Raw genomic sequence first — 23,473 nt, 5'->3', positions numbered from 1 at the left:
TTCCCCCTACAGCTCGGCACTCAGTAGCTTCTTGAATAAATCTGTAAGGGTGTCCAAAATGCTAGAATAGTACTTCCCTCCCTCCTCCCACGCGGTCTTCTTTTCTATACCCTTAGCTAAGTTCGAGTCAATTAGGTCTAGGGTTACGCACTCCACGCTTCCCTTACAGACCTCATAGACCAGCCCGGAGTTCTTATCGATAACGTCGAATCCCTTCTTCTTGAGGAGGTCTGTCATTGCTACGTCTTGAGGCGGCAAGCGGGAAGTGAACGCTATTACTTCCCTCTCGGGCTCCAAGAGCTCCACTACAGCGTTGAGCAGTTGCATGCTGGGTACCAACGGTACGTAGAATTCCTCTTTCACCGGCGTGCTGGTGGCGTAAACGGGGTACGCTTGGGACACCTTTAAGCCGGGTTTGAGTGCGGTGGCCACGTCTAAGAAGACGATCTTCCTCATTCCGAGGACCTTGAGCTCCAAGATGGCTTCTGCTAGGTACTGCGAGTCTGCAAACGTCAACAAGGCTACGTCGTTACTCCAAGATTTCGTAAAGATCACGTCTGGGAAGGTAGTTTCCGAGACCTCGCCTATCTGTCCCTCCCTCATGATGTTTTCTATCGCATCCTTAAGAAAGGGGTCCACAACGAGTACGGCGTGGTTCGCCGCTCGTCGTTGGGCGTCCGAGCTCATCTCCTTTGAGCCCGGCCGTAGAGGGGGGTTTCAGATATAAGGTCTCCCCAATAGCTCCCTTCCCGAAAGGGGACGGGCCATGATGGCGAGTAGAGAGGCACTGAACCTAACGGACAAAGGCGCTAAGGTGAAAGTCTACGGAAAGCACTACTACGGCAACCTCTACGGCTGCAACGTAGAGAAGCTGAAGGACGAAGAGTACTTGAGGGATTTGGTAGTAGAAGCGGCTAAGGTAGGCAACATGACTTTGTTGGACGTTAAGTCTTGGAAGATGGGGGAGGGCGTCAGCGTTGTGGCCATAGTCCTCGAGAGTCACATAACCATTCACACTTGGCCCGAGTTCGCCTTCGCCACGGTGGACGTCTACTCTTGTGGGAGCCACACTGACCCCCGTAAGGCCTTCGAGTTCATCGTTCGCAACTTAGAGGCCAAGAAGGTCGTCGGAGGTAACGCGGACCGCTCCTTGGTCGAAGGGGACGGGGTATAGGTTTCCACACCTTTTTTGTCACAAGGCTTGGGGCGCCACTACGTATTCCGCCTCTCCTCCCGCCAGTATGTTAAACTTCAAGTACAACGGCATGTCGGTTCCAAACCTCACCTCGACGTTGTCCGATACTTTCGTGATTCCCACTATGTGCTTGAGGTACGTTAGGTCGTAAGCGGCCTTTGAAGGCTCCTCCACCTCGAGCTCTAGGAGCGCCGAGGAAGCTCTGGAAACTCTGGTAACGGCCTCTGCTACGCCGGCTCCCTTCAAGTAGAGGTTGTCCGCGTCCGGCGCCTCAACTATCATTACGTCGCTTACCGCCTCTATGTCCTTGATAGCCTCCTTTATCACTGAGGCCAACAACAAAGCTTTGACTTTAAAATCGAGGTTGCTCAAGTCGGGCAGTTCCTCCGACACCACCTCTAAGTTCGGTATAACGTATTTCTTTATCAGAGCGCCCTCCAACACTATCCTTATTTTAGACCCTTCAGCCTCGCTCCCCAGCTCAAGTTTGTAGCCCTTCTTTGCTCTCTTGAAGAACTTGAGGATGTCACCTATGTTGAATCCCAAGCTCTCCTCCTCTTCGACCTCGTACTCGCTAAAGGCGTCGGCGGGAATGTATATTCTTATCATAACTACTTGGGCTGGGTCTATCGCCTTCATTTCTACCCCTTCGGGCTTCGCGACCAACGCGACTTCGTCTACTATCTTTCCGATAGCGTCCACAAGGCTTTGAAAGATTTTTGCCTCAGGGTATACGATCTTCAAGCTTACCTTCCACGTCCTTTGGCGCCGGAGAGTTATTTGAAGCCCTTCTGCGCCCTCCTTCAAGATCTTTATAAAAAGGCTTCACCGTGAAGGGATAGGGAGAAGTGACGTGTGCCTAAAGGCTGCGCTGTTTCCCGATAGAATGTTCAAAGTGAGGGTAGTCGTGCCCAAGGACAGCGCGGACAAACTAGTAGAGAAAATAGTAAACTTGGGGAGCTACGAGCCGGCCGAGGCTAAGGTAGAGTTCGGCGCGCCCATAGAGTGGGCCCGCAGAGACTTACTCGTCATAATGGACCACATCAACAAGCTGGAGCAGTATTTCGAGTTCTTCGAGCTCAGCGTGGAGCCGGAGATGGGCGAACCCGTGAAGGTTAAGAGCTGGGAAGAGGCGGCCAAGGTCGCAGCGGAAAGGGCGAAGAAGATCGAAGATGAGTTCGAGAAGTACACGAGCAGGATTAAGGAGATAGAGGCAAAGATGTTCGACGTAAGTACCTTAATATCTAAACCCGCCGAGCTGCCCAAGGACGTCGTCGAAAAGTTGAAAGAAACCTTCAACTTGATAATATCCCGCGAGATACCCGCCGAGCTCAGGAAGGATCTGGCGGTCGTCGACTTGGCAGCCAAAGAAGCCTTAAAGATAAGCACTGAGATCGTGAGAAAGGTGGCATTAGAACTCCTAAGGTTGCTGGAGGAAGAAAAGAAGTTCTTGATTGAGGAGGCCAAGGCTTGGGCCAGCGATTACGAAATAGAGATAAGCAACACCTATGCGCTCTTGTTGAGCGTTAAGAACGCCTTGGAAGTGCTCTCCAAGGGGAGGGAGAGCGATTACTTCGTCTACTTGGAAGGTTACGTACCCGAGAGCTTCTTCAAGAACACCCTGAAGGCCTTGAAGGATTACGTGGCCAGCGTGGGCTTCGCGTTAGTCCATATGGTGGACTACGACTCCGAGAAGCCGCCCACGTACGTCAAGGTAGAGAGTCAGAGCGCCAAGACCGCCTACGACGTGGAGAACATCTACGGCCCTCCCGACCCCAGAGAGTTCGTACCGGCGGCGATAATGGCCTTCACGCTGCCGTTCATCTACATGTTCATGTTCCCGGACTGGGGCCACGCATTGGTATTGGTCTTGTTCGGCTGGGGGCTGGTCAACCGTAAAGGCTGGGCCCTGGCCGTCTTCAGACCTTTCGGGCTTAGGAGGTTCACTAGGGGAACGGAGTTCCTAGGACGGATTATGATGCTGGTAGGCACAGCGTCCATCATAACTGGCTGGCTCTCCGCCGAGTTCTTCGGCCCACTCATAGGCGAGAGCGCGGTCGACCCCGCTATGTGGCTGTGGGGCGCCCTGGGCATGGCGCCGCCGCTGAGCTTCGGCCTCGAGCACCTAGGCGACACCGTGATAAAGTACGTGCTGCTGAGCATAACGATAGGCTACTTCCACTTGCTGATAGGGTTCTTAATAGGAATACTCAACGAGCTCCGCTTCGGACGGCCTTGGAAGGCGCTGCACTACGTGTTCCCGTTCATGTTGATGTACGCCACCGCCGGCGCCCCCTTCGCGGCGGGCTTCATAGCCAGTGGCTTCGGTAGCGACATAGAGCAGATGATGTACTTGACAGGGCTCTACTTCAACGAGTGGATGTTCAACTTGAAGACCGGCCACATAGGCCCGCTGTTCGTACTGTTCGTCATAGCGCTCCTTTGGAGGGGCTACGGCATCAAGTTGGAGCTGGAGCACGAGCACGGCCGCGCGCAAGCGAGCATAGTGGGCATGGAAATGTTCGACAACTTCTTGCTGGTTATCAGCAACATAATATCGTACGTGAGGATCATGGCGCTGGCCTTGGCGCACTGGGGCCTGGTGTTCGCCTTCCAAGTGATAGGCGAAATAGGCGGGCCCGTACTGTTAGCGATACTCTACGTGTTAGCAAACATAATGGTAATAATGCTAGAGGGCCTAGTGAGCTTCATCCACAACTTAAGGCTTCACTTCTACGAGTGGTTCACTAAGTTCTACATCGACCGCGGAAAGCTCTTCGAGCCTGCGGTCCAGTACACCAAGATAATCATAGAGTGACGAAGTAACGCCATTTTTAAATAAACGCGGTCACCCTCTCCCCGAAGGTGGCGGTAAGTGAGGTATGAAGACCTCTTGAAGGTTTTGTTGTACGTTTACGTGTTAAGCGCGCTCGTGATCGTCCTCTACGCGTACGGTAACTACGTGCTTTCCCTTCTCAAGTGAGTTCCCTTCTCAGAGAGAAGTGAACAATAAAAAGAACGTCCGTTACGGGAACTTCGTTACTCTTCCAAGCCCATGAGCTTTCTGAGCTCCTTACCCACCTTCTCAGCTTGGTGCTCCTTAACCTTCTCCATCAACTCCTTCAAAGTGGGCATGCCCTTCTTGTACTCCTCCACCCACTCCTTTGCGAACTCGCCGCTTATTACCCTCTCTGACGCCTTCTTCATGTTCTCTTTCACGTGTTCGTCAATGACCTTAGGCCCCACTGTAAGGCCGCCGTACTTGGCAGTGTCGCTAACCCTCAAGAGCATGCCGTAGAAGCCGTACTGCCAGATGAGGTCCATTATCAGCTTTGCTTCGTTTATGGCCTCGAAGTAAGCCACTTCAGGCTGGTAGCCGAGCTCTACTAAGTTCTCGAAGCCCTTCTTCAACAGCTCCATCAAGCCGCCCACGAGTACGGTCTGTTCGCCTATGAGGTCGCTCTCGGTCTCCTCCTTGAAGGTGGTCTTTATCACGCCGGCTCTGGTGCACCCTAACGCCTTGGCTAAAGCTAGCACCAAGTCCCAAGCCTTCCCGGTGTAATCTTGGTGTACGGCCACTAAGGCCGGAACGCCCCTTCCGGAGAGGAAGGCCTCTCTGACCTTAGGCCCCGGACTCTTGGGGGCAACCATTATGACGTCTACGTTCTTGGGAGGCTTTATGAGTCCGTAGTGAATGTTGAAGCCGTGGGCGAACACCAGTGCGTTGCCCTCGTGGAGGTTGGGCTCCACGTACTTCTCGTATATCTCTGGTTGGGCCATGTCGGGGATGAGCATAGCTATGACGTCGCCCTCCTTAGCCGCCTCCGGGATAGGCTTGGGTTCGAAGCCGTCTTTGGTAGCTAGCTCCCAACTCTTGCCTCCGGGCCTCAGCCCGACCACTACGTCCACTCCGCTGTCCCTTATGTTCAGCGCCCACGCCCTGCCTTGGGAGCCGTAGCCTATGATGGCTACCTTCCTACCCTTTAGCGGTTCCAGGGAGACGTCGCTGTCCTTCCATATCTGGGCCACGGTCACACCTACGCGTCGCAAGGCGCCAGCGTTTAACCCCATTTCTCCGCGGGCTTCCCAAATTTAGAAGCCCTAGGTGAGCCGGTCTCACGGGCGACGTTTTGAGACTCGTGGAAATAGGACTTAAGGAGCTGGATAATCAAATAATGAAGATGGCCGAACTCAGCAAGAGGGCCTTCGAGCTCTCCACTAATGCAATAGAAGAGAGGAGGGCCAGCGAGCTCAGGGACGAGGTTAAGGAGATGGTTGGAAAGCTGGGGCAGTTGAGGGAGGAGGTAAACGAGCTGGCCCTAGAAATAATAGCCCGTTACCAACCGGTCGCCAAAGACTTGAGGAAAGTCAAGGCATCTCTCGAGCTGAGCTACGCCTTCTTCCGCTTTGCCCGCTACGCCTACGACGCACTCTCCGCCTTCGCGCGCTTAGAGAGCTTGGGAGTCAAGTGCGAGCCCAAGCACTTCGCGAGCTTGGCGCCTATAGTGAAATCTATGATAGAAGGCAGTATAGACGCGCTAAAGAATATGGACGTTTTGAAGGCTATGAAAATAATAACGAAGGACGATGAGGTCGACGAGACCTACCACAGCATGCTAATGGATATAATCAAGAATTACGAAAACGTACCTTGTGCGGTGGTGGAGGCGCTCTCGATAAAGTTCCTAGAGAGGGCGGCCGACCACAGCGTGCAAGTGGCCAGCCAAGTGGTCTTTGTGGTGGAGGGGAGGTATCCGGAGTAACCGGGCCTCGGCCCTGCGCGGGCTCTTCACCGCTCGAGCCTTGAAAGCCTCCTCACGGGCCCATGCATAAAAGGCGAGCGTCAAGAGCCCTTAAAGGGCTTCGTCATGATAATCTCGCTGGACGAGCTCACCCACGAGGACGGCGAGTTTCTAGTGAGGCTGGCCAGAAAGACCATAGAGAGTTACTTGACCGCGGGGGAGTTGCCCAGAGTGGAGGTGCCGGAGAAGCTGAAGAAGCTGGGAGCGGCGTTCGTCACCATCTTGACCTATCCCGAGAGGGAGCTCAGGGGGTGCATAGGCTACGTAGAGCCCGTGAAGCCCTTGGCCCAGACGGTCATGGAGGTCGCGGTGGCGGCCGCTACCCAAGACCCTAGGTTTCCCCCTATGAGCCCCGGGGAGCTCGACCACGTGGTAGTGGAAGTCAGCGTCCTCGGCGACCACACCCCCTTCAGGCCGGCTAGGAGGGCTCTGCCTTACATAAGGATAGGTGAGACCGGAATAATAATAAGGCGCGGCCCCTTCTCCGGGGTCCTCTTACCGGAGGTCCCGGTGGAGTACTGCTGGGACCCGGAGACCTTCATAGCGGAGACGTGCGTAAAGGCTGGCATGCCCCCGGACTGTTGGCTGGACGAGGACACGGAAGCTGTGCTCTACCGGGGTAGGACTTGGACTGAGGTGGAGCCGAGGGGGGAGGTGGTGGAGAGGGACTTGAAGAGGGAGTACGCGGAGAGGTGCGGCAGAAGCGTTTAACTGGGGACCCGACCCATAGCGCCGGGGTGAAGCGGGCTTGCCGGTACTGCTCAAGAACTTCGACGAGCTTAAGTCCAGGGTGTTGGTGAAAGCGAAGGACGCAGTGAGGAAGGTAAAGGTAACCAAAGCCCCAGACTTCAGCAAGGTGAAGGTCTTAACCAACAGGAGGATGTACGTTATAGTAGTACCTTCCGATAGGCTGGACGAAACGCTTGAGAACGTAAAAAAAGAAGTGGGTAAGGAAGACCTAGAAGTCGAGGTACACGAAGTTAAGAAGCCGCTGTATAAAAAGTAGCTATACTTCGACCTTCAGCGTCTCCATTGGTTTCGGAACTATCACGTCGAGGCCCGTCTCCTCCCTCACCCTCTGCGCGAAGTGGAGGGCCGTGCTCTCTTCTGAGTGAACTATTATAACCTTCTTCAATTTGTTGACCGACTTTATTATCTCCAAGAGTTCGCTGGCCCCCGCGTGGCTGGAGAAGTCGAACCACTGGGTCCTCGCCTCCACCCGGGGTCCGCCCTCCTCGATGACTCCTTCCTCCACTAACCTGCGCCCGGGGGTCCCGGGTGCTTGGAAGGACACCAAGAAGATAGCGTCCTTCGGGATCCCTTGGATCTTCCTCGCGTAATATAGAGATGGGCCGCCTCTGAGCATGCCGGCAGAAGCTATTATTACGCCGTTCCTCTTCCACACCCTCCTCCTATCTTGCCAGCCCCTCACCACCTTGGCCTCCTCGTAGGCTTTCTCTAGCATGTCCGGATTTTTCAAGAACTTTTTGTTTTCGCCTTGAATCAAGAGCTCGGTTACGTTCCTCACCATGCCGTCTAGGTAAACGTCTCCCTCCACCTCGTGGTCCGCGAGCACCGCGAGTATCTCTTGACCCCTTCCTACGCCGAAGGCCGGGACGAGTACCGTCCCGCCGCCCTGCAAAACCTCCCTCACGTCGCTGACGAACAGCGCCTCCACGTTCTCCCTGGGGGGATGGTCGGACTTCCCGTACGTGGCTTCTATTATTAACACGTCCGCTTCCAAGCCGCTGACGTCCGCCCCTCCCAGCAGCTGGGTCTCGCTCAACCTGACGTCGCCGGTGTAGAGCAGCTTCAAGCCGCTGGGGAGCTCTAACTTCACCATTGCGCTGCCCGGTATGTGGCCGGCGTCGTAGAAGGTCAAGAGGGTCCCGCCGGCCTCCGGTATCTCCACGGTCCTCCTGTAGTCTACGGTCCTCACGGATTCTAAGAACTCCTTGACTTCGGTCTCTCCGTAGGTCGCGTAGTATCCCGAAAGTTTCAAGAAGTCGTTTATCAGTATCGCGGTGAGCTCTTTGGTCAGCTTTGTCATGTAGGCAGGCCTGCGGATGGCGGAGTAAAGCATCGGCAGCGCGCCGGAGTGGTCCAAGTGGGCGTGGCTGAGCACCACCGCGCCCACGTCCTTGGGAGACACGTACTCCGGGAACACCGGCCTATCCTCTTCGTCGAAGCTGACCCCGTAGTCGAGGAGGAGACTCGCCTTGCCGTCCTTGACCCAATAAGCGGCTCTGCCCACCTCCCTAGCGCCGCCCAAGAAAGTTATCTCTGCGCCCATTCCCCATCACCGCTTATCTAAACCCTTTTGGACCGGTTCACGAAGGCAATTTAAGGGAGGTGGTAACGCGGTGCTCCCGTTCGGCTTCAACATGAAGGCCCTAGAGAAGATGTTGAAGAAGGCGGGGTTAAAGGTCTACGAGCTAGAGGGGGTTGAACGCGTGATAATAGAGGGGGTGGACGAAAAGATAATATTGGTCGAGCCCAAGGTATTGGAGCTGGAGCTGCCCGGCCAAGCTAAGGCGTACCAAATACTCAACCCTAAGGAGGTGGTCAAAGAAAAGGGGGTCGAGGAAGGGCAGGAAGTCCAAGAGGTCTCCGAGGACGACGTGAAGGTCGTGGTCGAGCAGACCGGGTGCTCGCCGGAGAAGGCTAAGCAAGCGCTTATCGAGACGAAGGGGGACATCGCCGAGGCGATAGTCAAGCTTCAAGAGGAGGGCTGTTGAACGTCCAAGAGCCTCAACCGGTCCATGAGCTCGCCCGGCTCGGAGCACAGGGAGACTATTAGCGCTATCCCCTCTTTTTCGGCTATCCTCACCGCCAGCCGGTCCAAGTTGACCGGCTTGTGGAGTATGACCACGACCGGCTTTATCTGGGATATCCTAACCGCCACCATCGGCGGCCTCCCGGTGCCCACCTTAGTGAAGACCAAAGCCTTCTTGTACGACATAGACATGAGCAGTAAGAAGTCCTTAGAGTCGAGTTCTTCTATGCTTCTGAGGCTATCCAATATGATAAAGCCGTAGACCACCTCGTTCGGGTCGAATCGGGAGTTAACTATGTAGCCCTTGGAGGCGTTGACCAATTCCTCCAAGCGCACGCTCCTTTTATACTCATAAATGTCCAACGCCTTGCTCTTTATGCCTAACATCTTTTGGGCCAAGGAATTTATTACCTTCCAGTCCCTTTCTGCGTCTATCTCCATTAAGGCCCTCACGAACTTCTTGATGTACTTGCTTCCGGGCGCCCTCTTGTTCTTCTCGTAGTCGCTTATGACGCTCGGCGAAACGTTCATCTTTCTCGCCAGCTCCCTTATGCCCACTTCGAAGATCTCCCTCCACTTCTTCAAGGTCGAACCCGGATCGTCGGAGAGCGCTATCTCCCCGGCGATGCTTTTCGCTATCTCATCTAGAACAAACTTGGGCGGTCTCAATACTTGTGGGCCCAGACCGAGAGGAGTTCGCGTAGGAGTTTTGAGTGGTGGGCCCGCCGGGATTTGAACCCGGGGCCACGGGGACCCGAGTCGGGCGCCGGACCCGTCGCGGGGCTCGCCGGCGTACCCCGCATCCTAGTCCAGGCTAGACGACGGGCCCTCTCGCCGTCCTACGGCAACCCTCAAGGGATTATTAAGTTTTTGAGGGCCACACGATATTACTTCTCCCGCGAACTCCCTATGAGCGCAAATGGTAGAAGTGATCAAGTTAAGCGACAGACCGAGCGCCTTCGACAAGTACCCCGTCGTGAAGGACGACGTACGCAACGCCTTGAAGAGGGGGGGCGTGGTAGCGGTCGGGGACCCGGAGGGTCTGACGGAGCTCGCGAAGGAAGCGAAGGACTCCTTCTGGTACCGGCTTTTCTTGTGCCACGACGGCTGTCCCGAAGAGGTAGTGGAGACCCTCGCCAAGCTCGCGGACCACTGGGAGGTGCACTACTCCGTAAGCTTCCAGTACCCGAGGGGGAAGGTCGACCGCAGGGGCGCAATCCAGAAGCTAGTAAAGGAAGGGCTCAAGGCTAGGATTGTCGCAGTACCGGAGAACACCTTCGCTTGCGCGTCCCCTTCATGTAGGATGTGTAAGTCGGTTTGCCCTTCTAATGCGATAAGGCTCAAGGAGGGTAGGGTATCGATAGACCCGGACAAGTGTACCTCTTGCGGCCTGTGCGTGGCCGCTTGCCCACTTTACTCCCTCGACATGCCCGGCCTCGCGCCCAACGAGCTCTTCGCGGCCGTCCCTCCGGCCAAGGCCGGCGCGGCCGAAAGGGTGGTCTGGAGGACCCCCGACACGCTCTCCCCGTCGGACTTTAAGGAAAGGACGTTGGTCGTGTTAGGAATACCATTACGCGTCAGGATAATTGTAGAATACTTCACCAAGGTCTTGGGCTGGGAGTACTGTGACGACGAGGGCTGCGTGAGGCCCTCCAAAGCGGAGCCCCGGCGTTGCGACCACTCCCTCCCCGAGGACGTCTCCCCCTTGGTCTCGATAAAGATGGCCTACTCTTTGGAGGACTTCTACGAAGTCGTGGTAAACCCGAAGCTCTGCGACGCGTGTACAGCTTGCAGCGAGGCTTGTCCCACGCGCTCGCTGGTCCTCAGAACGCCCACCCCGGCTATGGTGATCTTAACTCACCTGCCGGCCGCGTGCGTGGGCTGCCATGCATGCGTGAGGGCTTGTCCGGTGCAGAAGAAGCTGGACGCGCTGGGTTTGAACATAAAGATGATTAGAGTCGTAGAGGGTGAGGGCGAGTGCGTTTGGAAGAACTTGGTAGTTAAGAGGATATTCAGGCCCAAGTGCGCGGTCTGCGACAAGTTCTTAGACGTGGACGTCGACGAATATATAAATGCTGTTGAAAGGTTTGTCGAGAGGGTTTCTCGAGGGGAGTTCGAGAACGTATTCGACATATCCAGTTTCTTAAACAAGTCCGAGGACTTGCTCAAGGTACTGCTTTGCAAGGAGTGTTACTCAAAGTATAAGCAAGGCGTCTTGCCCCCTCAGACGGTCGCGAAGCTCGTACTGCTCACGGTGGGCTGCGTATACGAACAAGAGGGGGTGAGGAGGGGCTGGGCGGACCCGGTGAAGGCGTTGTGGCACGTCGCCTCCCAGCTCGAGGTAGGTGGGATAAGCTATTGCAGCGAGCTGAACGCCTACAAGGCCTTGTTCGGCGGGGTCGAATTTAACCTAAGGGGAGGACCGCGACAGCGGTAGTGAAGGTTGGCCGGAATAGCGGGCGCTCTGGCCTTCGACCCGGTATGGAACGTAGCTAGGTTCGTGTACTACTCCTTGCTCTCGCTCCAACACAGGGGACAAGAGGAGGCGTGCCTCTACGTCGCCGACGGTGAAAAGATAGAGTGGGTCTGTGGCAAGGGCTTCGTCGACGAGGTCTTGCCTCCAGCCACCAACTTGGCCGGCTGGGCGGCCATAGGAGGGGTGTGGAGCGAACACCCGGGTTACCGGGCCTACTCAGAAGAGCCCGCGGAGGCGGCTGTAGTCTTGGACGGCAGGCTGTTCAACGCCACTCCCTACGACGTCGCCAAGAAGCTCTCGGAGCTGAAGGCCAGCGGCTACGAGGGGGAGGACCTACTCAAAGAGCTCGTGAAGGACTTAAAGGGAGCCTTTAGCATGCTCGCCTTAACTGCCTCCGGCGAGCTCTTGGCCTACCGCTCCCCTCCGGGGCTGAGGCCCCTCCAGCTGGGAGGCTTGGGCTTCGACATGGTCACCTTCGCCTCCGAGAGCTGTGCGTTCGACGTCATAGGCGCCGACTTGAAGAAGGACCTCGACCCCGGGACGGGCTTCTACGCCTCTCAGCTGTACTTCAACGAGGTTTCGGTGAAGCCCAGCGAGAAGGTGGTCTGTGCCTTCGAGTACATCTACAACGCGAGGCCGGACTCGGTCATAGACGGCGTAGAGGTCTACGAAGTGAGGGAGAGGATAGGCAAGAGGCTCGCCCAGCTCTACCCGAGGGACGTGGACGTGGTCGTGGGCGTCCCGGAGACTGCGATACCATTTGCGATAGGGTACTCTAAGGAGGCCAAGAAAGACTACCGCTTGGGCTTTATCGCTACCGGGAGGAAGGCGAGGACTGCCATAAAGCCAGACTTGAGCGAGAGGTTGATAGGAGTACAATTGAAGCTGAACCCGATAAGGAGCACCTTCAGAAAGAAGAGGGCCCTTATTATTGATGATAGCGTGGTCAGAGGCCTGACCTTGAAGACGGTGATACAAACCCTAAAGAGCAAGGTGGGAGCTGTGAGCGTCGACGTACTCATAGGGAGCCCGAAGATAATAAGCCATTGCCCTTACGGCGTGGAGGTGCCCCCCGCGGACCAGCTGATCGCCGCTAAGATGGACAACGAAAAGATAGCCGAGTATATAGGGGCTAAGAGCATCGAGTGGCTCCCGCCGGAGGAGTTAGAAAAACTAATACCGATCAAGGCTTGTATGGGCTGCTTTACCGGACGTTACCCGTTGAGGGAGGAACGATCTTAACCAGCCTCATCTCAGTGGTCATGGTCCCTAGGGCCCTCTTCCCGTGCAAGCTCGCCATTTTCAACACGCTGTGACTTTCAACCATAACCATGTACTTCAAGTCGAACTTGGAAGTGGCGTTCAGTACTACCTTAGCTCCCGTGTTCAACGCTTGCTCAGTGGAGACGTTCAAGGTACAGTACCCGTCCTCGCAACGCATTTGCCCCCTTAGCCCTTCCAACGTCTTGTTAGTTAAGAATATCAGCGACGCGTCGTCTCTAAACTTCATTATCGTCGAACTCTTAAACACCTTTATCTTTCCATTGGGAAGGGTTACGTTAGCGTTGACGGTCATATTAACGTATATAGTGTTGCCGGTGGTGTTTAAGTAGACGTAAGTTATGGTGCCGTTGACTTCCTTTCCCCTGAGGGACAACAATCCGGAGGCCTTCACGTGGTACGAATATACCAAGGTGAACCCTGGCACCGCCCATGGCTCCGCAGTTACGAGCAACGCCAAGGCCAGCAAGGCCGGGAGCGCCCTAATCAAGGTCCGGACACCTCCGAGGGGGCTTCCTCGAAGGTAAATAACGACGTCCTTCCTCTAACACCCAATAACCTTCGCGTTTCGACCTCCACAGGGAAGCGCGGTGCGTCGTAGGAGGAAGATCCCACTCACGGTCGACGACATCATGACCACGCCTCCCCTAGTGGTCAGCCCTGACGAGAGCGTAGTGGACGTCGCTAAGAAGATGCTGGAGCACGGCTACGGTTCGGCGTTGGTAATAGAGGACGACAAGCTCATAGGCATCGTAACTGAGAGGGACTTGTTGTACGCCCTCAGCGAAGGGGAGGAAGGGGTCAAGCTTAAGGCAAGTGACGTGATGACTGAAGACCCTATAAGTGTCAAGGCCAAAACGGATATAATGGAAGCTATAAAGATAATGAAGGACGCTAACGTGAGGCACTTGCCCGTGGTGGACGACAAGGGGAGGCCCGTAGGAGTGGTCGCCTTCAGAGACATACTGGAGAGCTTGCTCTTGCTCCTCCACCTCTTCTACTGCTAATAATACCCCTAGGAGGACGTTTTTGTGTGCGAACCTTGATAAAGCTTGGGAAGGTAAGGGCGCTGTTGTTACCTATAGACGCTCCCACCTTGATCTACGACAAGGTCAGCAAGAGGGGCGACGAGATACTCGCCACCTTGGTCCTCTACGAGTTCGGCTGGGAGGTTGGTTCGCGGGTGGCCTCTTCGGCCTTCAAGAAACACTTCGAACCCCCAGAGGCGTTAGAGAAGGTACCGGAGCTGGTGAAGTGGATAGGGCTGGAAGCTGAGAAGGAGGGAGAAGAGGTCGTAATCAGAGACGCGCCGGGGTTCAGCTACGGCTGTCCCTTCGAGAGGGGCTTGGTTGCGGGGATAATGAGCGGGCTCTGTAGGGCCCCTTGGGACGCGTCCGCCAGGGTGGAGGGGACTGATTGCATTATCAAGCCCCGCGTGAGGGGGGTTAGCGCGGAAGAGGTAAAAGACGTTGGCGAAGGAGTGCGCAGTAGGCTACAAGGGGAAGATATTTTATAAAGGAGAGGTGGTCGAGGCGACCCTCATCTCAGAAGGGGAGCGCTTGGCGGTGCGCGGCCCCTCGGCCGCTTGTGACTGTGAGACTTGCCTCGAGATGAGGGGTACGATCGCCCTGCCCGGCATGGTCGACGCGCACGTGCACACGAGGGGCCTCATGTTGTCACACAAGGAAGACCCCTTGACGGCCTCCCGGGCAGCGCTCAAGGGAGGGGTAGTTGCCATAGCCGACATGCCGAACACCTTACCCAAGATAAACAATCTAGAAATATTGAAGAAAAGGTTGGAAGAGTTCAAGCGAACGTGTTTGGTCGACTGCTACCAGTACGCCGGGGTCCCGGAAAGCCCGGAGGAGCTGAGGGCGATGTCTAAACACGTCGTCGGAGTGAAGGTGTATCCAGAGGACTACCCTAACCTACACGTCTTGAGGAACTATGACGGTTTGATAGTGGTTCACCCCGAGCACCCCGCGTTCGTCAAGGAGAGCCCCGACCCCGGCGAGAGGGGGCTCTCGAGGTCGCCCTTCGCTGAGCCGGCGGCTATGGAGCTGTTTAGGGGCTTCTCTAAAGTTCACTTCACCCACGTAAGCACCCCGGAAGGGGCGAGAAAAGCCGAGGAAATGGGCTTTACGTTCGACGTAACGCCCCATCACATATTGTTAAACAACGAAGTAGAAAAGCTAAAAGGATGCGTCGCAAAGGTGAACCCTCCACTGCGGGACGAGCCGAGGAGGGGGATGATGTTCGACATTTTCGTCAACAAGGACGTAATGATGGTAACCGACCACGCCCCTCACGCCGTGTGGGAGAAGGAGCTTCCATTCTACGACTGTCCCCCGGGCTTCCCCGGGCTGGAGACCGCGCTGCCCTTGCTCTTAACTTTGTACAAGAGGGGCATAATTTCCCTCAACAAGGTAGTGAGGAGCTACTCCGAGCTCCCCGCCAAGCTACTGGGCCTCTGGCCGGACTTGGGGAGGCTGGAGACCGGTTCCTTGGCCTCCTTCACAGTGGTGGACGTAAACGAGAGGAGGAGGGTGGAGCCTTGGGAGTTCGAGAGCAAAGCTAAGTACAGCCCCTTCGAGGGCATGAACCTCTGGGGAGAGGTAGTGGCAACCGTAGTGAGGGGAAAAATTAGGTACTTTAGTGGAAACTTCTATTACTGAGGCTGCTTTTAGGTTTGCTCTTTCTGCTTCTTCCTCTCCGGCTTCTCCTCCGGGTTTATGCCGGCCAAGGAAAGGGCGACATCCTCCATTTCCTCCAACGGGTAGAACCTCCTCATCCATATCCTCTGGGCCTCTGGGCTCCCCGCTCCGTGTACGCTCTCTATTAGGAACTCCACGCTCAAAGTTATGTTCTCCAGCAAGCGGAGCACGCGGTGCCTCCACTCCGCCGGGTAGTCGGGCAAGCACTGGAGGTACTGCTGTAAGTACTTCCCTATCTTCTCGTGCATCAAGTCCTTGTAAGACGGCAAAGTGCCTATCAGGCCGCCGGCTATGTCGTGGGCCAACCTGGCTATTTCGTAGGGGAACCTGGTGACCATCTGTTTGGTTACGTTGGCCTTCATCTGGTCGACGTAGTAAGTGCCGGAGGCGGCCTTCTTGCCTTCCCAAGCGGCGGCGAGCCCGCCGGCGTGCATGGCTTCCGTGAGGAATATCATCTCGGTGAGCTTCTCCCGTATGTGGCACTTGTTGGCTATGCCCATCTGCTTCGCCAAGTGGTAAGCGCCGCCTATTATCACGTCCGCTAAGCCCGGCTTGCAGCCGCCGTAGGCTTGCCTGTGGTAGCTCGAGAATATCTCGACCAATTCGGCGGCGAACTGGTACTCCCTAAACATGAACACCCTCTCCCACGGGACGAACACGTCGTCGAAGATGACTATGGCCTCAGCCGGAAAGACTCCGGGCAGCGCGTCCACGTTGGGCTCCTCGAACCTCCTAGTGTCGTTCGTGTACCTGCCGACTACCAAGGTGACCCCTTCGGCGTCTATCGGCGCCGCGAAGGCTATGGCAAAGTCCTTGTCCTTCTCCGTCATGGCCCTGGTAGGCATTACAATCATCTCTTCGCTGGCTACGACACCAGTTATGTTGGCCTTAGCTCCCCTCACTATTATGCCTTCGTCGGCTACCTCCTTCACGTGCACGTAAACGTCCTTGTTTGGCTGTTCGTGGGGCCTCAAGGACCTCACTCCCTTGGCGTCGGTCATGACTCCGGCGAGCGCGATGTCCTCCTTTTGTACGTACTTGAGGAACTTGAGGAACCTCTCGTAGTAAGTGCCGAAGTGCTCGAAGTGCTCCGGCTTCTCGCCCTTCTGTTCGTACCATTTGTCTATGTCATAGGAGATGATGCTTATCGTGTTTATGGCGTCCCAGCCTACGCACCTCTGGAAGCACGAGCCGGCCTTGTGGGAGAGCTTCCTGAAGTACTTGACCTTAATGGCTAAGTCTTGAGGGCTCTGGTGGATGTGGTTGAAGCGGTTTATCTCTTCGTTTATGAACGGCGAGTAGGCCTTAGCTAGGTGGACGCCCATCTCTTTGTCGTAGAAGTAGGGGTCCCACGGGGCCTTGTAGGTCCACTCGAAGGCCTTGACGGCCGGCAGGGTGAAGGGGTGTTTCGTGACGTCCTCTACCCTCTCCCCGAGGACGTATATTTCGGCCCTCTTGCTCTTCTCTCTGAGAGCGCTTATGTACTCCTCGGGCTTACGGAGCCCCATTGCTGTCGCCGCGACGCGTTAGAGACTCGGCGGTAAAAGGGGTTTGGCTCGGAAAGGCCAATCCTCCTCACCGGTCGGCCTGACGTGCAAACCTCATCGCCTTGAGGCGTATGCGACAACGGGCAAGAGCCTCCAAGGTTCGTCTATCTTCCCTACGAATATTTCTTCGCCGTTGTCCACGAGGAACTTCGAGCCCCCGCACTTGGCCAGCAGCTCCCCTTCGGCTTCGCCGCCCTCGCATCGGCCCTCGAGCGCCCTCGCCGCAGGGTGCCACGGCTTGACTACCTCGACCTCCCCCTCTTCCCCTTCGATTCCATTCAAACGCCTCCCCTTGCCCTTCCTAAAGCCGGCTTTCCTCGCGACCTCGTCTACCCACTCGGGCCAGTCCTCCACTTCCCATCCCAGCTCCCACCCTTCAAACCAGAAGTACTCGAGGGCCACGCAAGCCCCCAAGTCCAAGAGTCCCTCCTCATAAGCTATGAGGCTGCCCGGGGGGACGCTCAACAAGAGCCTCTCTGCCCTACAGTAGGCCTTGACTACGAAGGGGGAGGAGACCAAGTACGCCTCCTCGCCCGCTACGCTTGAATAGAAGTCCTCTTTGAGTTCGAAAAAGTAATTGAATGGCAGTATTAACGCGCTGGGGGCACCCTTCACTTCCCTTTACCCATTATTCTGTAGACGCAAGCTTCTTCAGTACACTTAATGCTCGCCCTCACTGCACACGGACACGTCAAGTAGATGGTGACGTAGTCCTTCACCCTCTTGCTCTCTTTGGGTTTACATCCGACTTTCTCCAACGCGTCGAGTATCTCGCCCACGCGGACCTTGGGTTTTAGTGGGATCACCTTACTCAAGACGCCTACGTCCGGAAGGCAGAGCTCGCCGACAAGCGTGTTCTCGTCCGGCCGAGTGTACATGAAGTAGCCCTTCGGCTTGCACGGGGGCGAGCGCGGGTCCTCCACTGGGACTTTGTACTTGAGGCAGTACTTGAGGAGCTTGGAGTAGTATATACATTCTTCGCATGTAGAAGCTTCGCTGGGGAACTTTAATGTCGCCACTTTAAATCCCCATAAGCTTCCCTTCAGCCCAGCTCTAACAAGGCCTTCGCGCCTAAGCTTTTAGGAACTTCTTCAGCCTCTCCTCAGGCCTCCCCCTTAGCAGTTCCCCCCTTACTTCAACCTTCCTCCCGCTAGGTAGCACCAACACGAAGGTACCGAGCTTCTGCACTTTCACCAACTCCCCATTGTCCTTCTCTATGGTTAGGAAGGACTTGCTCTCGTCTATTATCCTACCCTTCAAGCCCTTCATTGAGGGGTCCGGGTGAGCTAACACTTCTACCCGGAGGCCCACCAAGTTGTGGTAAATAACGTTCTTCGGCGTGTGTTTCATTGTTTGCCCCTTCTCAAGCCCAGCTCTTCTTCTCTGTTTATCGTGAGTATCCGAGCTATAGTCCTTTTGATGTTCCTAATTTTAGCCGGGTTGTCTATGTGTCCCATCTTGGCTTGGTACCTCAGCGTTATCAGCTCGCTTTTGAGCTCCTTTAACTTCTGTTCCCTCTCTTCCCTGCTCATCTTCCTTATTTCGTCCGGCTTCAAGTTAGTCATTGCGTCTCACCCCCGCTCTGTTCGACCGTTTCCTCCAACGTAGGGGCTTCCGGTTGGGTCTGTTGCATTTCTTCCCTTATCTTTTGCACTATTTCATTGACCTCCTCGGGGCTCTTTATCCTAACCTCGTCGTCCGGCCTCTCTTCTTCGCTCTTCTTCGATATGATTACTTCTACACCCTCTACGCCCACTTTGAGTAAGACGTGCGCTATCGCCCTGTCGGTCAACCTGACCACTTGGTTGCCGCTCTTGTAGACCTTGCCGGCTATGTACTTCTCGAAGCGCGCCCTCTCGCCCCTAAGCTTGCCGGAGACCTTCACTTGGGCCCCTATAGCCCCCGCCCCCATTATCCTCCTGAGGGTCGTGTAGGCGGCCCTCCTGAAGTGGAACCCCCTCTGGAGGGCGTTCGCCAGCCTGAAGGCCATGACTCTAGCGTCTAGCTCGGGCTCCTCAACCTTTACTACGGTCACTTGAGGGTTGGGTATGCCGAACCACTCTTCCAACACCTTCGTTATTTGTTTAATGGTCTGGCCCCTCCTCCCTATTATCGCTCCCGACCTCTCCGCGTATATTATGACCCTCGTACCCATGGGCGTTTTCTGCAGCTCTACCTTGCTGTAGCCCACGCTGTGAAACTTGTACGCTAGGTACTCGTCAACCTTGACTTGCGTTAAGGCTTGTTCCAAGAAGTACTTCTTTATGTTCTTTTTAGCCACGCTCAACTTACTCCACCTCCTCCACGATCACCTCTAGGTGAGTCCTCCTCTCGAACTCGGGCGTGGCCCTCCCGAAGGCGCGGGGCATCCACCTTTTAATCGTCATCCCCTTGTGAGAGGCAATATGTACTATCTTTAGCTTTTCTACCTCGAGCCCCTTGAACTCCGCGTTAGCCTCGACGTTCTTTAATAATTTCAGGAAGTACTTGGCGGCCTTTACCGGGTACCTCCCCATGGGGATCCCGTGCTTGTCCGCCAGCCCCCTCTTGTGGGCTACCTTTCCGTGGTACCTCCTATAAGGCACGGGCTCCTCCATCTTTATTACTCTCTCAAGGTAAGCCTTGGCCTCAGTTAGTTTCATACCCCTTATCACCCTCGCAAGCTCCGTGGCTTCCTTGGGCGATATCGGCGCGTCCCACATCATCGCTTTGGCGGTCTTCTCCGGGTTCTTCTCAGCTATATCAGTGGAGTAATGCCACGTGGGCACGGTTCACACCTCACTTGGCCGCTACGAACAAGCTGCTCCTGGTCGCCTTCAGGCCGGGCTCACCGTGCTTGACCACGGCGGTGGTGTGGCTGAACTCTCCCAAGTAGTGCCCTATCATCTCCGGCACTATTTTGACCGGCACGAACTCCTTGCCGTTGTAAACCTCTATAGTCAGCCCTACCATTATCGGGAGTATGACCATGTCCCTCACGTGGGTCCTTATCTTCACTTTCTTGCCTTTCTCCATTTCCTTTCGGGCCTTTAACACCTTCTCCAAGAGCCTCCTCTGAGCGTCGTTGAAGCCCCTCTTCAAACTCCTCCTCTGCCTAGCCGGCAACAACTCTATGAAGTCGTCTAGGGGCATCTCCAACAGCTCTTCCAACGTCTTCCCGCGGTACCTAAACTTCTTCCACGCGGCCGGCACTTCCAAATTTCGATACCCCGCCGCCCTCCGGGAAGTTTCTAATAAAGCTCGATTCTCTCCTTTGAAATCGTAACCGGGACGCTCTATGATAACTAGTTAACACCTACCGCCCAACCTCAAAATTTCCTTATGCCGCTACTCAGAAGACGGGAAGTTGAATGGTAGCGTTTGATATTGATAGAAAATTTGGGGGAGAGGAAAGCGACGACGTGGAGGACGTCGAACTCCTCAAGAGAAAAATAAACAGGCTGACTAAGGAGGTAAAGAGACTCAAGTCCGAGCTGGAGTACTGGAAGGGGGAGGTCAACAAGCTGACCAACCCGCCCCTCATAGAGGCGACCTTGCTCGACGTCTTGCCTGACGGGAGGGCGGTGGTGAAGTCCAGCGCCGGCCCGGTCCTAGTGGTCGAGGTAAGCTCCCGCGTCCCCAAGGAACTGCTCAAGCCCGGCATAAGCGTGGCGGTTAACCAGAGGGGTTCAACTGTAGTGGACGTGTTGAAAGGTTTGGAGGATCCTTACGTAAAAGCTATGGAGGTTGTCGAACGCCCCAAGACAAGGTATAGCGACGTAGGAGGGTTGAAACAGCAGTTGGAGGAGGTTAGAGAGGTTGTGGAACTTCCCTTGAAGAATCCCGAAATGTTCAAGGAGATAGGAATTGAGCCCTTGAAAGGAGTCCTACTCTACGGCCCTCCCGGCTGCGGGAAGACCTTGATCGCGAGGGCGGTGGCGGGCGAGGTAGGGGCTACCTTCATAAGGGTCGTGGGGAGCGAGCTAGTTAACAAGTTCATAGGCGAGGGGGCGAGGATAGTCAGAGAGGTCTTTAACATGGCTAGGAAGAAGGCGCCCAGCATAATATTCATAGACGAGATAGACGCCATAGCCGCCAAGAGAATAGAGATGGGTACCTCCGGCGAGAGGGAGGTGCAGAGAACGTTGATGCAGCTCTTGGCGGAGCTCGACGGCTTCGACCCTCTGAGCGGGGTAGCGGTCATAGCCGCCACGAACAGGCTGGACATACTCGACCCCGCGATCTTGAGGCCGGGACGGTTTGACAGAATAATCTACATCCCGCCGCCGGACAAGAAGGGTAGGCTAGAGATATTGCAGATCCACACTAGAAACATGAGGATGGCGGACGACGTAGACTTGGAGAAGATAGCGGAGATGACGGAGGGGGCTACCGGAGCGGACTTGAAGGCGATAGTGACCGAGGCCGGCTATAATGCCCTCAGAAACAAGCGCAAGTACGTAACTATGGAAGACTTCTTAGCGGCCGTCGATAAGGTTATGAGAAAGAGGGCCGGCGCAAGCTACCGCCTCAGCCCCAGAGAGGGCGCGCCGATACAAATACACACCATGTAGCAAACTTATTAACCCCAATGGGGGAAGTCCCCAACGGCGGGGAGACCTAGCGGGGTAGGGCAGCCTGGTAGCCCGCGGGGCTCATAACCCCGAGGTCGGTGGTTCAAATCCACCCCCCGCTACCACGCGGGGCCCCGCCACCACCCTACACCTCGTCCTACTCTTCCCGCTCCACGAAGTCCAACTGCTTGCCCCCGAAGTCAGGTTCGGGCCTCTCATCCCTACTTAATTTTAATCCCAACTAACCCGCTGAACGGGAGTTAATGCTTGCAAACCAGAGCCGCGCTAGCGAACAGGGGCTGGAGGACAATATCCTTCTTGATGAAGCCAATATACGAGATATATGAAAAGAAGCTGGAAGCGGAGATAAGCAAGGACCATTTGCCCAAACACGTAGCAATAATTCCCGACGGCAACAGGAGGTGGGCGCGGATGAGGGGGCTCCAAGAGTGGTTGGGTCATAGAGAAGGCTACAAGAAGATGAGGGAAGTGTTAATGTGGTTGTTGGAGTTAGGGATAGAGGTGGTCACAGTCTTCGCTATGTCGACGGAGAACTGCACTAGGAGGAGCCCGGAGGAGAGGGAAAAGCTTTACGAGCTCATAGCCGGGGGCTTGAGGGAGCTCGCCAAGGACGAGATAGTTCACAGAAACGAAGTAAAGGTCATGGTAATAGGGAGAAGGAACTTGTGGCCCAAGGAACTCCTCGAGGCCGCTAAGGAGGTAGAGGAGGCTACGAAGGGTTACAACAAGAGGGTGATAAACGTCGCCGTGTGTTACGGGGGCCGACAAGAAATAGTTGACGCGGTGAGGAAGATAGCTTGGAAGGTGAAGAGGGGGGAGCTGGAGCCGGACCAGATAGACGAGAACGTGATCACCCAACACTTATACACGGAGAACTTACCCGACCCCGACTTGATAATAAGGACGAGCGGGGAGGAGAGGATAAGCAACTTCTTGCTCTGGCAGTCGGCGTACAGCGAGCTCTACTTCGCCAACATCTACTGGCCAGAAATAAGGAGGATAGACATACTGAGGGCCCTCCGGGACTACCAGAGGAGGCAGAGGAGGTTCGGGCGCTGAGCGAGGTCGGCTAGGGGGGCCCTCTCCGCTCACCCCTCGCGACCCGGACCAACTCCTCATCCGTAGAGCCGAAACCCCCCGACCTGCCGTCGTTTGGGGGCAACTCCTCGACCTCGACCGGCTCCAAGTAAGCTACCGGGACTATAACTAGCTGTGCGAACCTCTCCCCTTTCCTAATGGTTATTTTATCACTGCCTAAGTTCGTAACAACAACCTTAACTTCCCCCCGGTAACCGGGGTCTATTACCCCGGCCAGCGCGTGTAGACCCTTCAGCGCTCGAGAGGAGCGATCCTTGATCAGCCCCACGAACCCCCTGGGTATAGCTATCGCTATTCCCGTGCGGACGACCTTCACTTCCCCGGGCTCTACTACCACTTCCTCCAGCGCGTGGAGGTCCAAACCCGCGTCCCAAGGGTTAGCCCTCTTCGGCATTACGGCGTCCTTCTCCAACCTCTTTACGGGCAGCAAGCCTCCTCATCCTCCAACCGGCTATTCCTAACAGAGCTAAGGGCGGGGGGATAAGCAGCTTCTTGACGTCCACCTCCACGACCCGCTCCGAGTACACGTACGCCCCCTCGCCGCTGATTATGGACTCTACCGTCGCCAGCAAGGGAGGGGAGCGGTACAAGGGCTCCTCGCCAACCGCCAGAGGGGGGTAGCCCCCTTCCGCGGAGTACCACGCCATGTTCCCCACGAACTTGTTTCTAACTGCTATCATGATCCCGTCGAATACGTAGACCTTCCCCTTAGTCTTGAGTTGCGAAATTATTATTACGTTACCCCTCTCGCGAAGCTCGTTAAGGGCGAGCGCGTCCTCCTTCCGCACCAGCATGGGCGCGGCGGCCAGGCCGTCCTTCCACACATAGAACTTAGGAAAGTACGTAGCTGCCAACCTTTCGTCCCTCGTAAATACTTCCAAGTTCACTATTACCCCTTCGCTGGTTACCTTGTCCAAGGTGGGCGGCGACACCAAGCCCATGACTAGGGGCCTCTTCAGACGTACGTATGCGTCCGTGAGGCTCGCGAGCAAGTTTAACCCCCTAGGGGG

29 protein-coding genes and 2 tRNA genes are annotated in these 23,473 nt (G+C 55.8%); 14 read left to right on the top strand and 17 right to left on the bottom strand.

Translation table 11 applies throughout. The annotated features are described in order from the left end of the window. Window positions 1–6: 6 nt before the first annotated feature. Window positions 7–687 carry a hypothetical protein gene (locus IGNI_RS03185; RefSeq protein ID WP_011998646.1) on the bottom strand — a complete coding sequence of 227 codons (681 nt, stop codon included), beginning with the start codon at window positions 685–687 and terminating at the stop codon, window positions 7–9. A gap of 79 nt (window positions 688–766) precedes the next feature. Between IGNI_RS03185 and speD the strand changes: the two genes are divergently transcribed. Next, window positions 767–1,174 carry an adenosylmethionine decarboxylase gene (gene speD, locus IGNI_RS03180; protein WP_011998645.1) on the top strand — a complete coding sequence of 136 codons (408 nt, stop codon included), beginning with the start codon at window positions 767–769 and terminating at the stop codon, window positions 1,172–1,174. 18 nt (window positions 1,175–1,192) lie between these two features. Here speD and IGNI_RS03175 read toward each other — a convergent pair whose 3' ends face one another. Beyond that, entirely contained in the window at window positions 1,193–1,939 is a 747-nt protein-coding gene (locus tag IGNI_RS03175) for a DNA polymerase sliding clamp (protein WP_011998644.1), read from the bottom strand. A 109-nt stretch (window positions 1,940–2,048) separates the two neighbouring features. Between IGNI_RS03175 and IGNI_RS03170 the strand changes: the two genes are divergently transcribed. Further along, window positions 2,049–4,013 (top strand): V-type ATP synthase subunit I, encoded by a 1,965-nt coding sequence (locus IGNI_RS03170; RefSeq protein ID WP_011998643.1) that lies wholly within the window; start codon window positions 2,049–2,051, stop codon window positions 4,011–4,013. Between the two features lie 221 nt (window positions 4,014–4,234). Here the strand turns inward: IGNI_RS03170 and ilvC are convergent, their stop codons facing one another. After that, the gene (gene ilvC, locus IGNI_RS03165) at window positions 4,235–5,224 is read right to left on the bottom strand and encodes a ketol-acid reductoisomerase (RefSeq protein ID WP_052570482.1); all 990 of its coding nucleotides are present in this window, start codon (window positions 5,222–5,224) and stop codon (window positions 4,235–4,237) included. Window positions 5,225–5,334: 110 nt separating this feature from the next. On the opposite strand from ilvC, the gene IGNI_RS03160 reads away from it, so the two are divergent. From IGNI_RS03160 to IGNI_RS03150, 3 genes are all read left to right on the top strand, one after another. Then, window positions 5,335–5,958 carry a phosphate signaling complex PhoU family protein gene (locus IGNI_RS03160; RefSeq protein ID WP_238374117.1) on the top strand — a complete coding sequence of 208 codons (624 nt, stop codon included), beginning with the start codon at window positions 5,335–5,337 and terminating at the stop codon, window positions 5,956–5,958. Window positions 5,959–6,063: 105 nt separating this feature from the next. Further along, window positions 6,064–6,708 carry a TIGR00296 family protein gene (locus tag IGNI_RS03155; protein ID WP_011998640.1) on the top strand — a complete coding sequence of 215 codons (645 nt, stop codon included), beginning with the start codon at window positions 6,064–6,066 and terminating at the stop codon, window positions 6,706–6,708. 37 nt (window positions 6,709–6,745) lie between these two features. After that, window positions 6,746–7,003 carry a hypothetical protein gene (locus tag IGNI_RS03150; protein WP_011998639.1) on the top strand — a complete coding sequence of 86 codons (258 nt, stop codon included), beginning with the start codon at window positions 6,746–6,748 and terminating at the stop codon, window positions 7,001–7,003. On the opposite strand, the gene IGNI_RS03145 is transcribed toward IGNI_RS03150, so the two are convergent. Further along, the gene (locus IGNI_RS03145) at window positions 7,004–8,290 is read right to left on the bottom strand and encodes an MBL fold metallo-hydrolase (protein WP_011998638.1); all 1,287 of its coding nucleotides are present in this window, start codon (window positions 8,288–8,290) and stop codon (window positions 7,004–7,006) included. Window positions 8,291–8,360: 70 nt separating this feature from the next. Here IGNI_RS03145 and IGNI_RS03140 point away from each other — a divergent pair, with 70 nt between their 5' ends. Then, window positions 8,361–8,735 (top strand): nascent polypeptide-associated complex protein, encoded by a 375-nt coding sequence (locus tag IGNI_RS03140; RefSeq protein WP_011998637.1) that lies wholly within the window; start codon window positions 8,361–8,363, stop codon window positions 8,733–8,735. On the opposite strand, the gene IGNI_RS03135 is transcribed toward IGNI_RS03140, so the two are convergent. Both IGNI_RS03135 and IGNI_RS03130 read right to left on the bottom strand, forming a co-directional pair. Further along, window positions 8,717–9,358: a helix-turn-helix domain-containing protein gene (locus tag IGNI_RS03135; protein ID WP_187145992.1), complete on the bottom strand. Its 642-nt coding sequence runs from the start codon at window positions 9,356–9,358 to the stop codon at window positions 8,717–8,719. The genes IGNI_RS03140 and IGNI_RS03135 overlap by 19 nt on opposite strands. A gap of 129 nt (window positions 9,359–9,487) precedes the next feature. Then, a tRNA-Pro gene (locus IGNI_RS03130) sits at window positions 9,488–9,602 on the bottom strand. A gap of 99 nt (window positions 9,603–9,701) precedes the next feature. Between IGNI_RS03130 and IGNI_RS03125 the strand changes: the two genes are divergently transcribed. Further along, window positions 9,702–11,210: a 4Fe-4S binding protein gene (locus IGNI_RS03125; protein ID WP_187145991.1), complete on the top strand. Its 1,509-nt coding sequence runs from the start codon at window positions 9,702–9,704 to the stop codon at window positions 11,208–11,210. Between the two features lie 6 nt (window positions 11,211–11,216). Then, a complete protein-coding gene (locus IGNI_RS03120; protein WP_011998634.1) occupies window positions 11,217–12,491 on the top strand; it encodes an amidophosphoribosyltransferase in 1,275 nt (424 codons plus the stop codon). Here the strand turns inward: IGNI_RS03120 and IGNI_RS03115 are convergent. Continuing rightward, window positions 12,454–13,020 (bottom strand): hypothetical protein, encoded by a 567-nt coding sequence (locus IGNI_RS03115; RefSeq protein ID WP_011998633.1) that lies wholly within the window; start codon window positions 13,018–13,020, stop codon window positions 12,454–12,456. The genes IGNI_RS03120 and IGNI_RS03115 overlap by 38 nt on opposite strands. A 100-nt stretch (window positions 13,021–13,120) precedes the next feature. Here IGNI_RS03115 and IGNI_RS03110 point away from each other — a divergent pair, with 100 nt between their 5' ends. From IGNI_RS03110 to pyrC, 3 genes are read left to right on the top strand one after another with little or no spacing between them, the layout of a single operon-like run. Beyond that, window positions 13,121–13,537 (top strand): CBS domain-containing protein, encoded by a 417-nt coding sequence (locus IGNI_RS03110; RefSeq protein WP_011998632.1) that lies wholly within the window; start codon window positions 13,121–13,123, stop codon window positions 13,535–13,537. A gap of 26 nt (window positions 13,538–13,563) precedes the next feature. Continuing rightward, window positions 13,564–14,046, top strand: a complete 483-nt coding sequence (locus IGNI_RS03105; protein WP_011998631.1) for a hypothetical protein — start codon at window positions 13,564–13,566, stop codon at window positions 14,044–14,046. Then, on the top strand, window positions 14,000–15,205 hold the full coding sequence (gene pyrC / locus IGNI_RS03100; RefSeq protein ID WP_052570017.1) for a dihydroorotase: 1,206 nt from the start codon (window positions 14,000–14,002) through the stop codon (window positions 15,203–15,205). Before IGNI_RS03105 ends, pyrC begins: the two co-directional genes overlap by 47 nt. Window positions 15,206–15,213: 8 nt before the next feature. Here the strand turns inward: pyrC and IGNI_RS03095 are convergent, their stop codons facing one another. The 8 genes from IGNI_RS03095 to IGNI_RS03060 all read right to left on the bottom strand — a co-directional run bounded on the left by IGNI_RS03095 (window position 15,214) and on the right by IGNI_RS03060 (window position 19,989). Beyond that, complete coding sequence (locus IGNI_RS03095) at window positions 15,214–16,752, bottom strand: 4-hydroxyphenylacetate 3-hydroxylase family protein (protein ID WP_011998629.1); 1,539 nt, start codon at window positions 16,750–16,752, stop codon at window positions 15,214–15,216. Window positions 16,753–16,845: 93 nt separating this feature from the next. Then, the gene (locus tag IGNI_RS03090; protein WP_011998628.1) at window positions 16,846–17,406 is read right to left on the bottom strand and encodes a hypothetical protein; all 561 of its coding nucleotides are present in this window, start codon (window positions 17,404–17,406) and stop codon (window positions 16,846–16,848) included. Beyond that, a complete protein-coding gene (locus tag IGNI_RS03085; protein ID WP_011998627.1) occupies window positions 17,403–17,810 on the bottom strand; it encodes a hypothetical protein in 408 nt (135 codons plus the stop codon). Before IGNI_RS03085 ends, IGNI_RS03090 begins: the two co-directional genes overlap by 4 nt. A 52-nt stretch (window positions 17,811–17,862) precedes the next feature. Then, a complete protein-coding gene (locus IGNI_RS03080; protein ID WP_011998626.1) occupies window positions 17,863–18,141 on the bottom strand; it encodes a ribonuclease P protein component 1 in 279 nt (92 codons plus the stop codon). Then, the gene (gene rpmC, locus IGNI_RS03075) at window positions 18,138–18,347 is read right to left on the bottom strand and encodes a 50S ribosomal protein L29 (RefSeq protein ID WP_052570480.1); all 210 of its coding nucleotides are present in this window, start codon (window positions 18,345–18,347) and stop codon (window positions 18,138–18,140) included. The genes IGNI_RS03080 and rpmC overlap by 4 nt, the downstream gene beginning before the upstream one ends. A gap of 5 nt (window positions 18,348–18,352) precedes the next feature. After that, on the bottom strand, window positions 18,353–19,078 hold the full coding sequence (locus IGNI_RS03070) for a 30S ribosomal protein S3 (protein WP_011998624.1): 726 nt from the start codon (window positions 19,076–19,078) through the stop codon (window positions 18,353–18,355). Window position 19,079: 1 nt separating this feature from the next. Further along, window positions 19,080–19,559, bottom strand: coding sequence for a 50S ribosomal protein L22 (locus IGNI_RS03065; protein ID WP_011998623.1), 480 nt, complete (start codon window positions 19,557–19,559; stop codon window positions 19,080–19,082). Between the two features lie 10 nt (window positions 19,560–19,569). After that, window positions 19,570–19,989 (bottom strand): 30S ribosomal protein S19, encoded by a 420-nt coding sequence (locus tag IGNI_RS03060; protein WP_011998622.1) that lies wholly within the window; start codon window positions 19,987–19,989, stop codon window positions 19,570–19,572. A gap of 152 nt (window positions 19,990–20,141) precedes the next feature. Between IGNI_RS03060 and IGNI_RS03055 the strand changes: the two genes are divergently transcribed. From IGNI_RS03055 to uppS, 3 genes are all read left to right on the top strand, one after another. After that, the gene (locus IGNI_RS03055; protein ID WP_011998621.1) at window positions 20,142–21,344 is read left to right on the top strand and encodes a proteasome-activating nucleotidase; all 1,203 of its coding nucleotides are present in this window, start codon (window positions 20,142–20,144) and stop codon (window positions 21,342–21,344) included. 48 nt (window positions 21,345–21,392) lie between these two features. Next, a tRNA-Met gene (locus IGNI_RS03050) sits at window positions 21,393–21,469 on the top strand. A gap of 142 nt (window positions 21,470–21,611) precedes the next feature. Beyond that, a complete protein-coding gene (gene uppS / locus IGNI_RS03045; RefSeq protein WP_011998620.1) occupies window positions 21,612–22,424 on the top strand; it encodes a polyprenyl diphosphate synthase in 813 nt (270 codons plus the stop codon). Window positions 22,425–22,434: 10 nt separating this feature from the next. Here the strand turns inward: uppS and dut are convergent, their stop codons facing one another. Both dut and IGNI_RS03035 read right to left on the bottom strand, forming a co-directional pair. Then, a complete protein-coding gene (gene dut / locus IGNI_RS03040; RefSeq protein WP_202943261.1) occupies window positions 22,435–22,893 on the bottom strand; it encodes a dUTP diphosphatase in 459 nt (152 codons plus the stop codon). Next, window positions 22,841–23,455 (bottom strand): hypothetical protein, encoded by a 615-nt coding sequence (locus IGNI_RS03035; protein ID WP_011998618.1) that lies wholly within the window; start codon window positions 23,453–23,455, stop codon window positions 22,841–22,843. The genes dut and IGNI_RS03035 overlap by 53 nt, the downstream gene beginning before the upstream one ends. Window positions 23,456–23,473: the final 18 nt, after the last annotated feature.

Source organism: Ignicoccus hospitalis KIN4/I (assembly GCF_000017945.1).
Lineage (GTDB): Archaea > Thermoproteota > Thermoprotei_A > Sulfolobales > Ignicoccaceae > Ignicoccus > Ignicoccus hospitalis.
The sequence above is the reverse complement of the archived record's forward strand: the minus strand, read 5'-3'. Positions and strand labels throughout refer to the sequence as shown.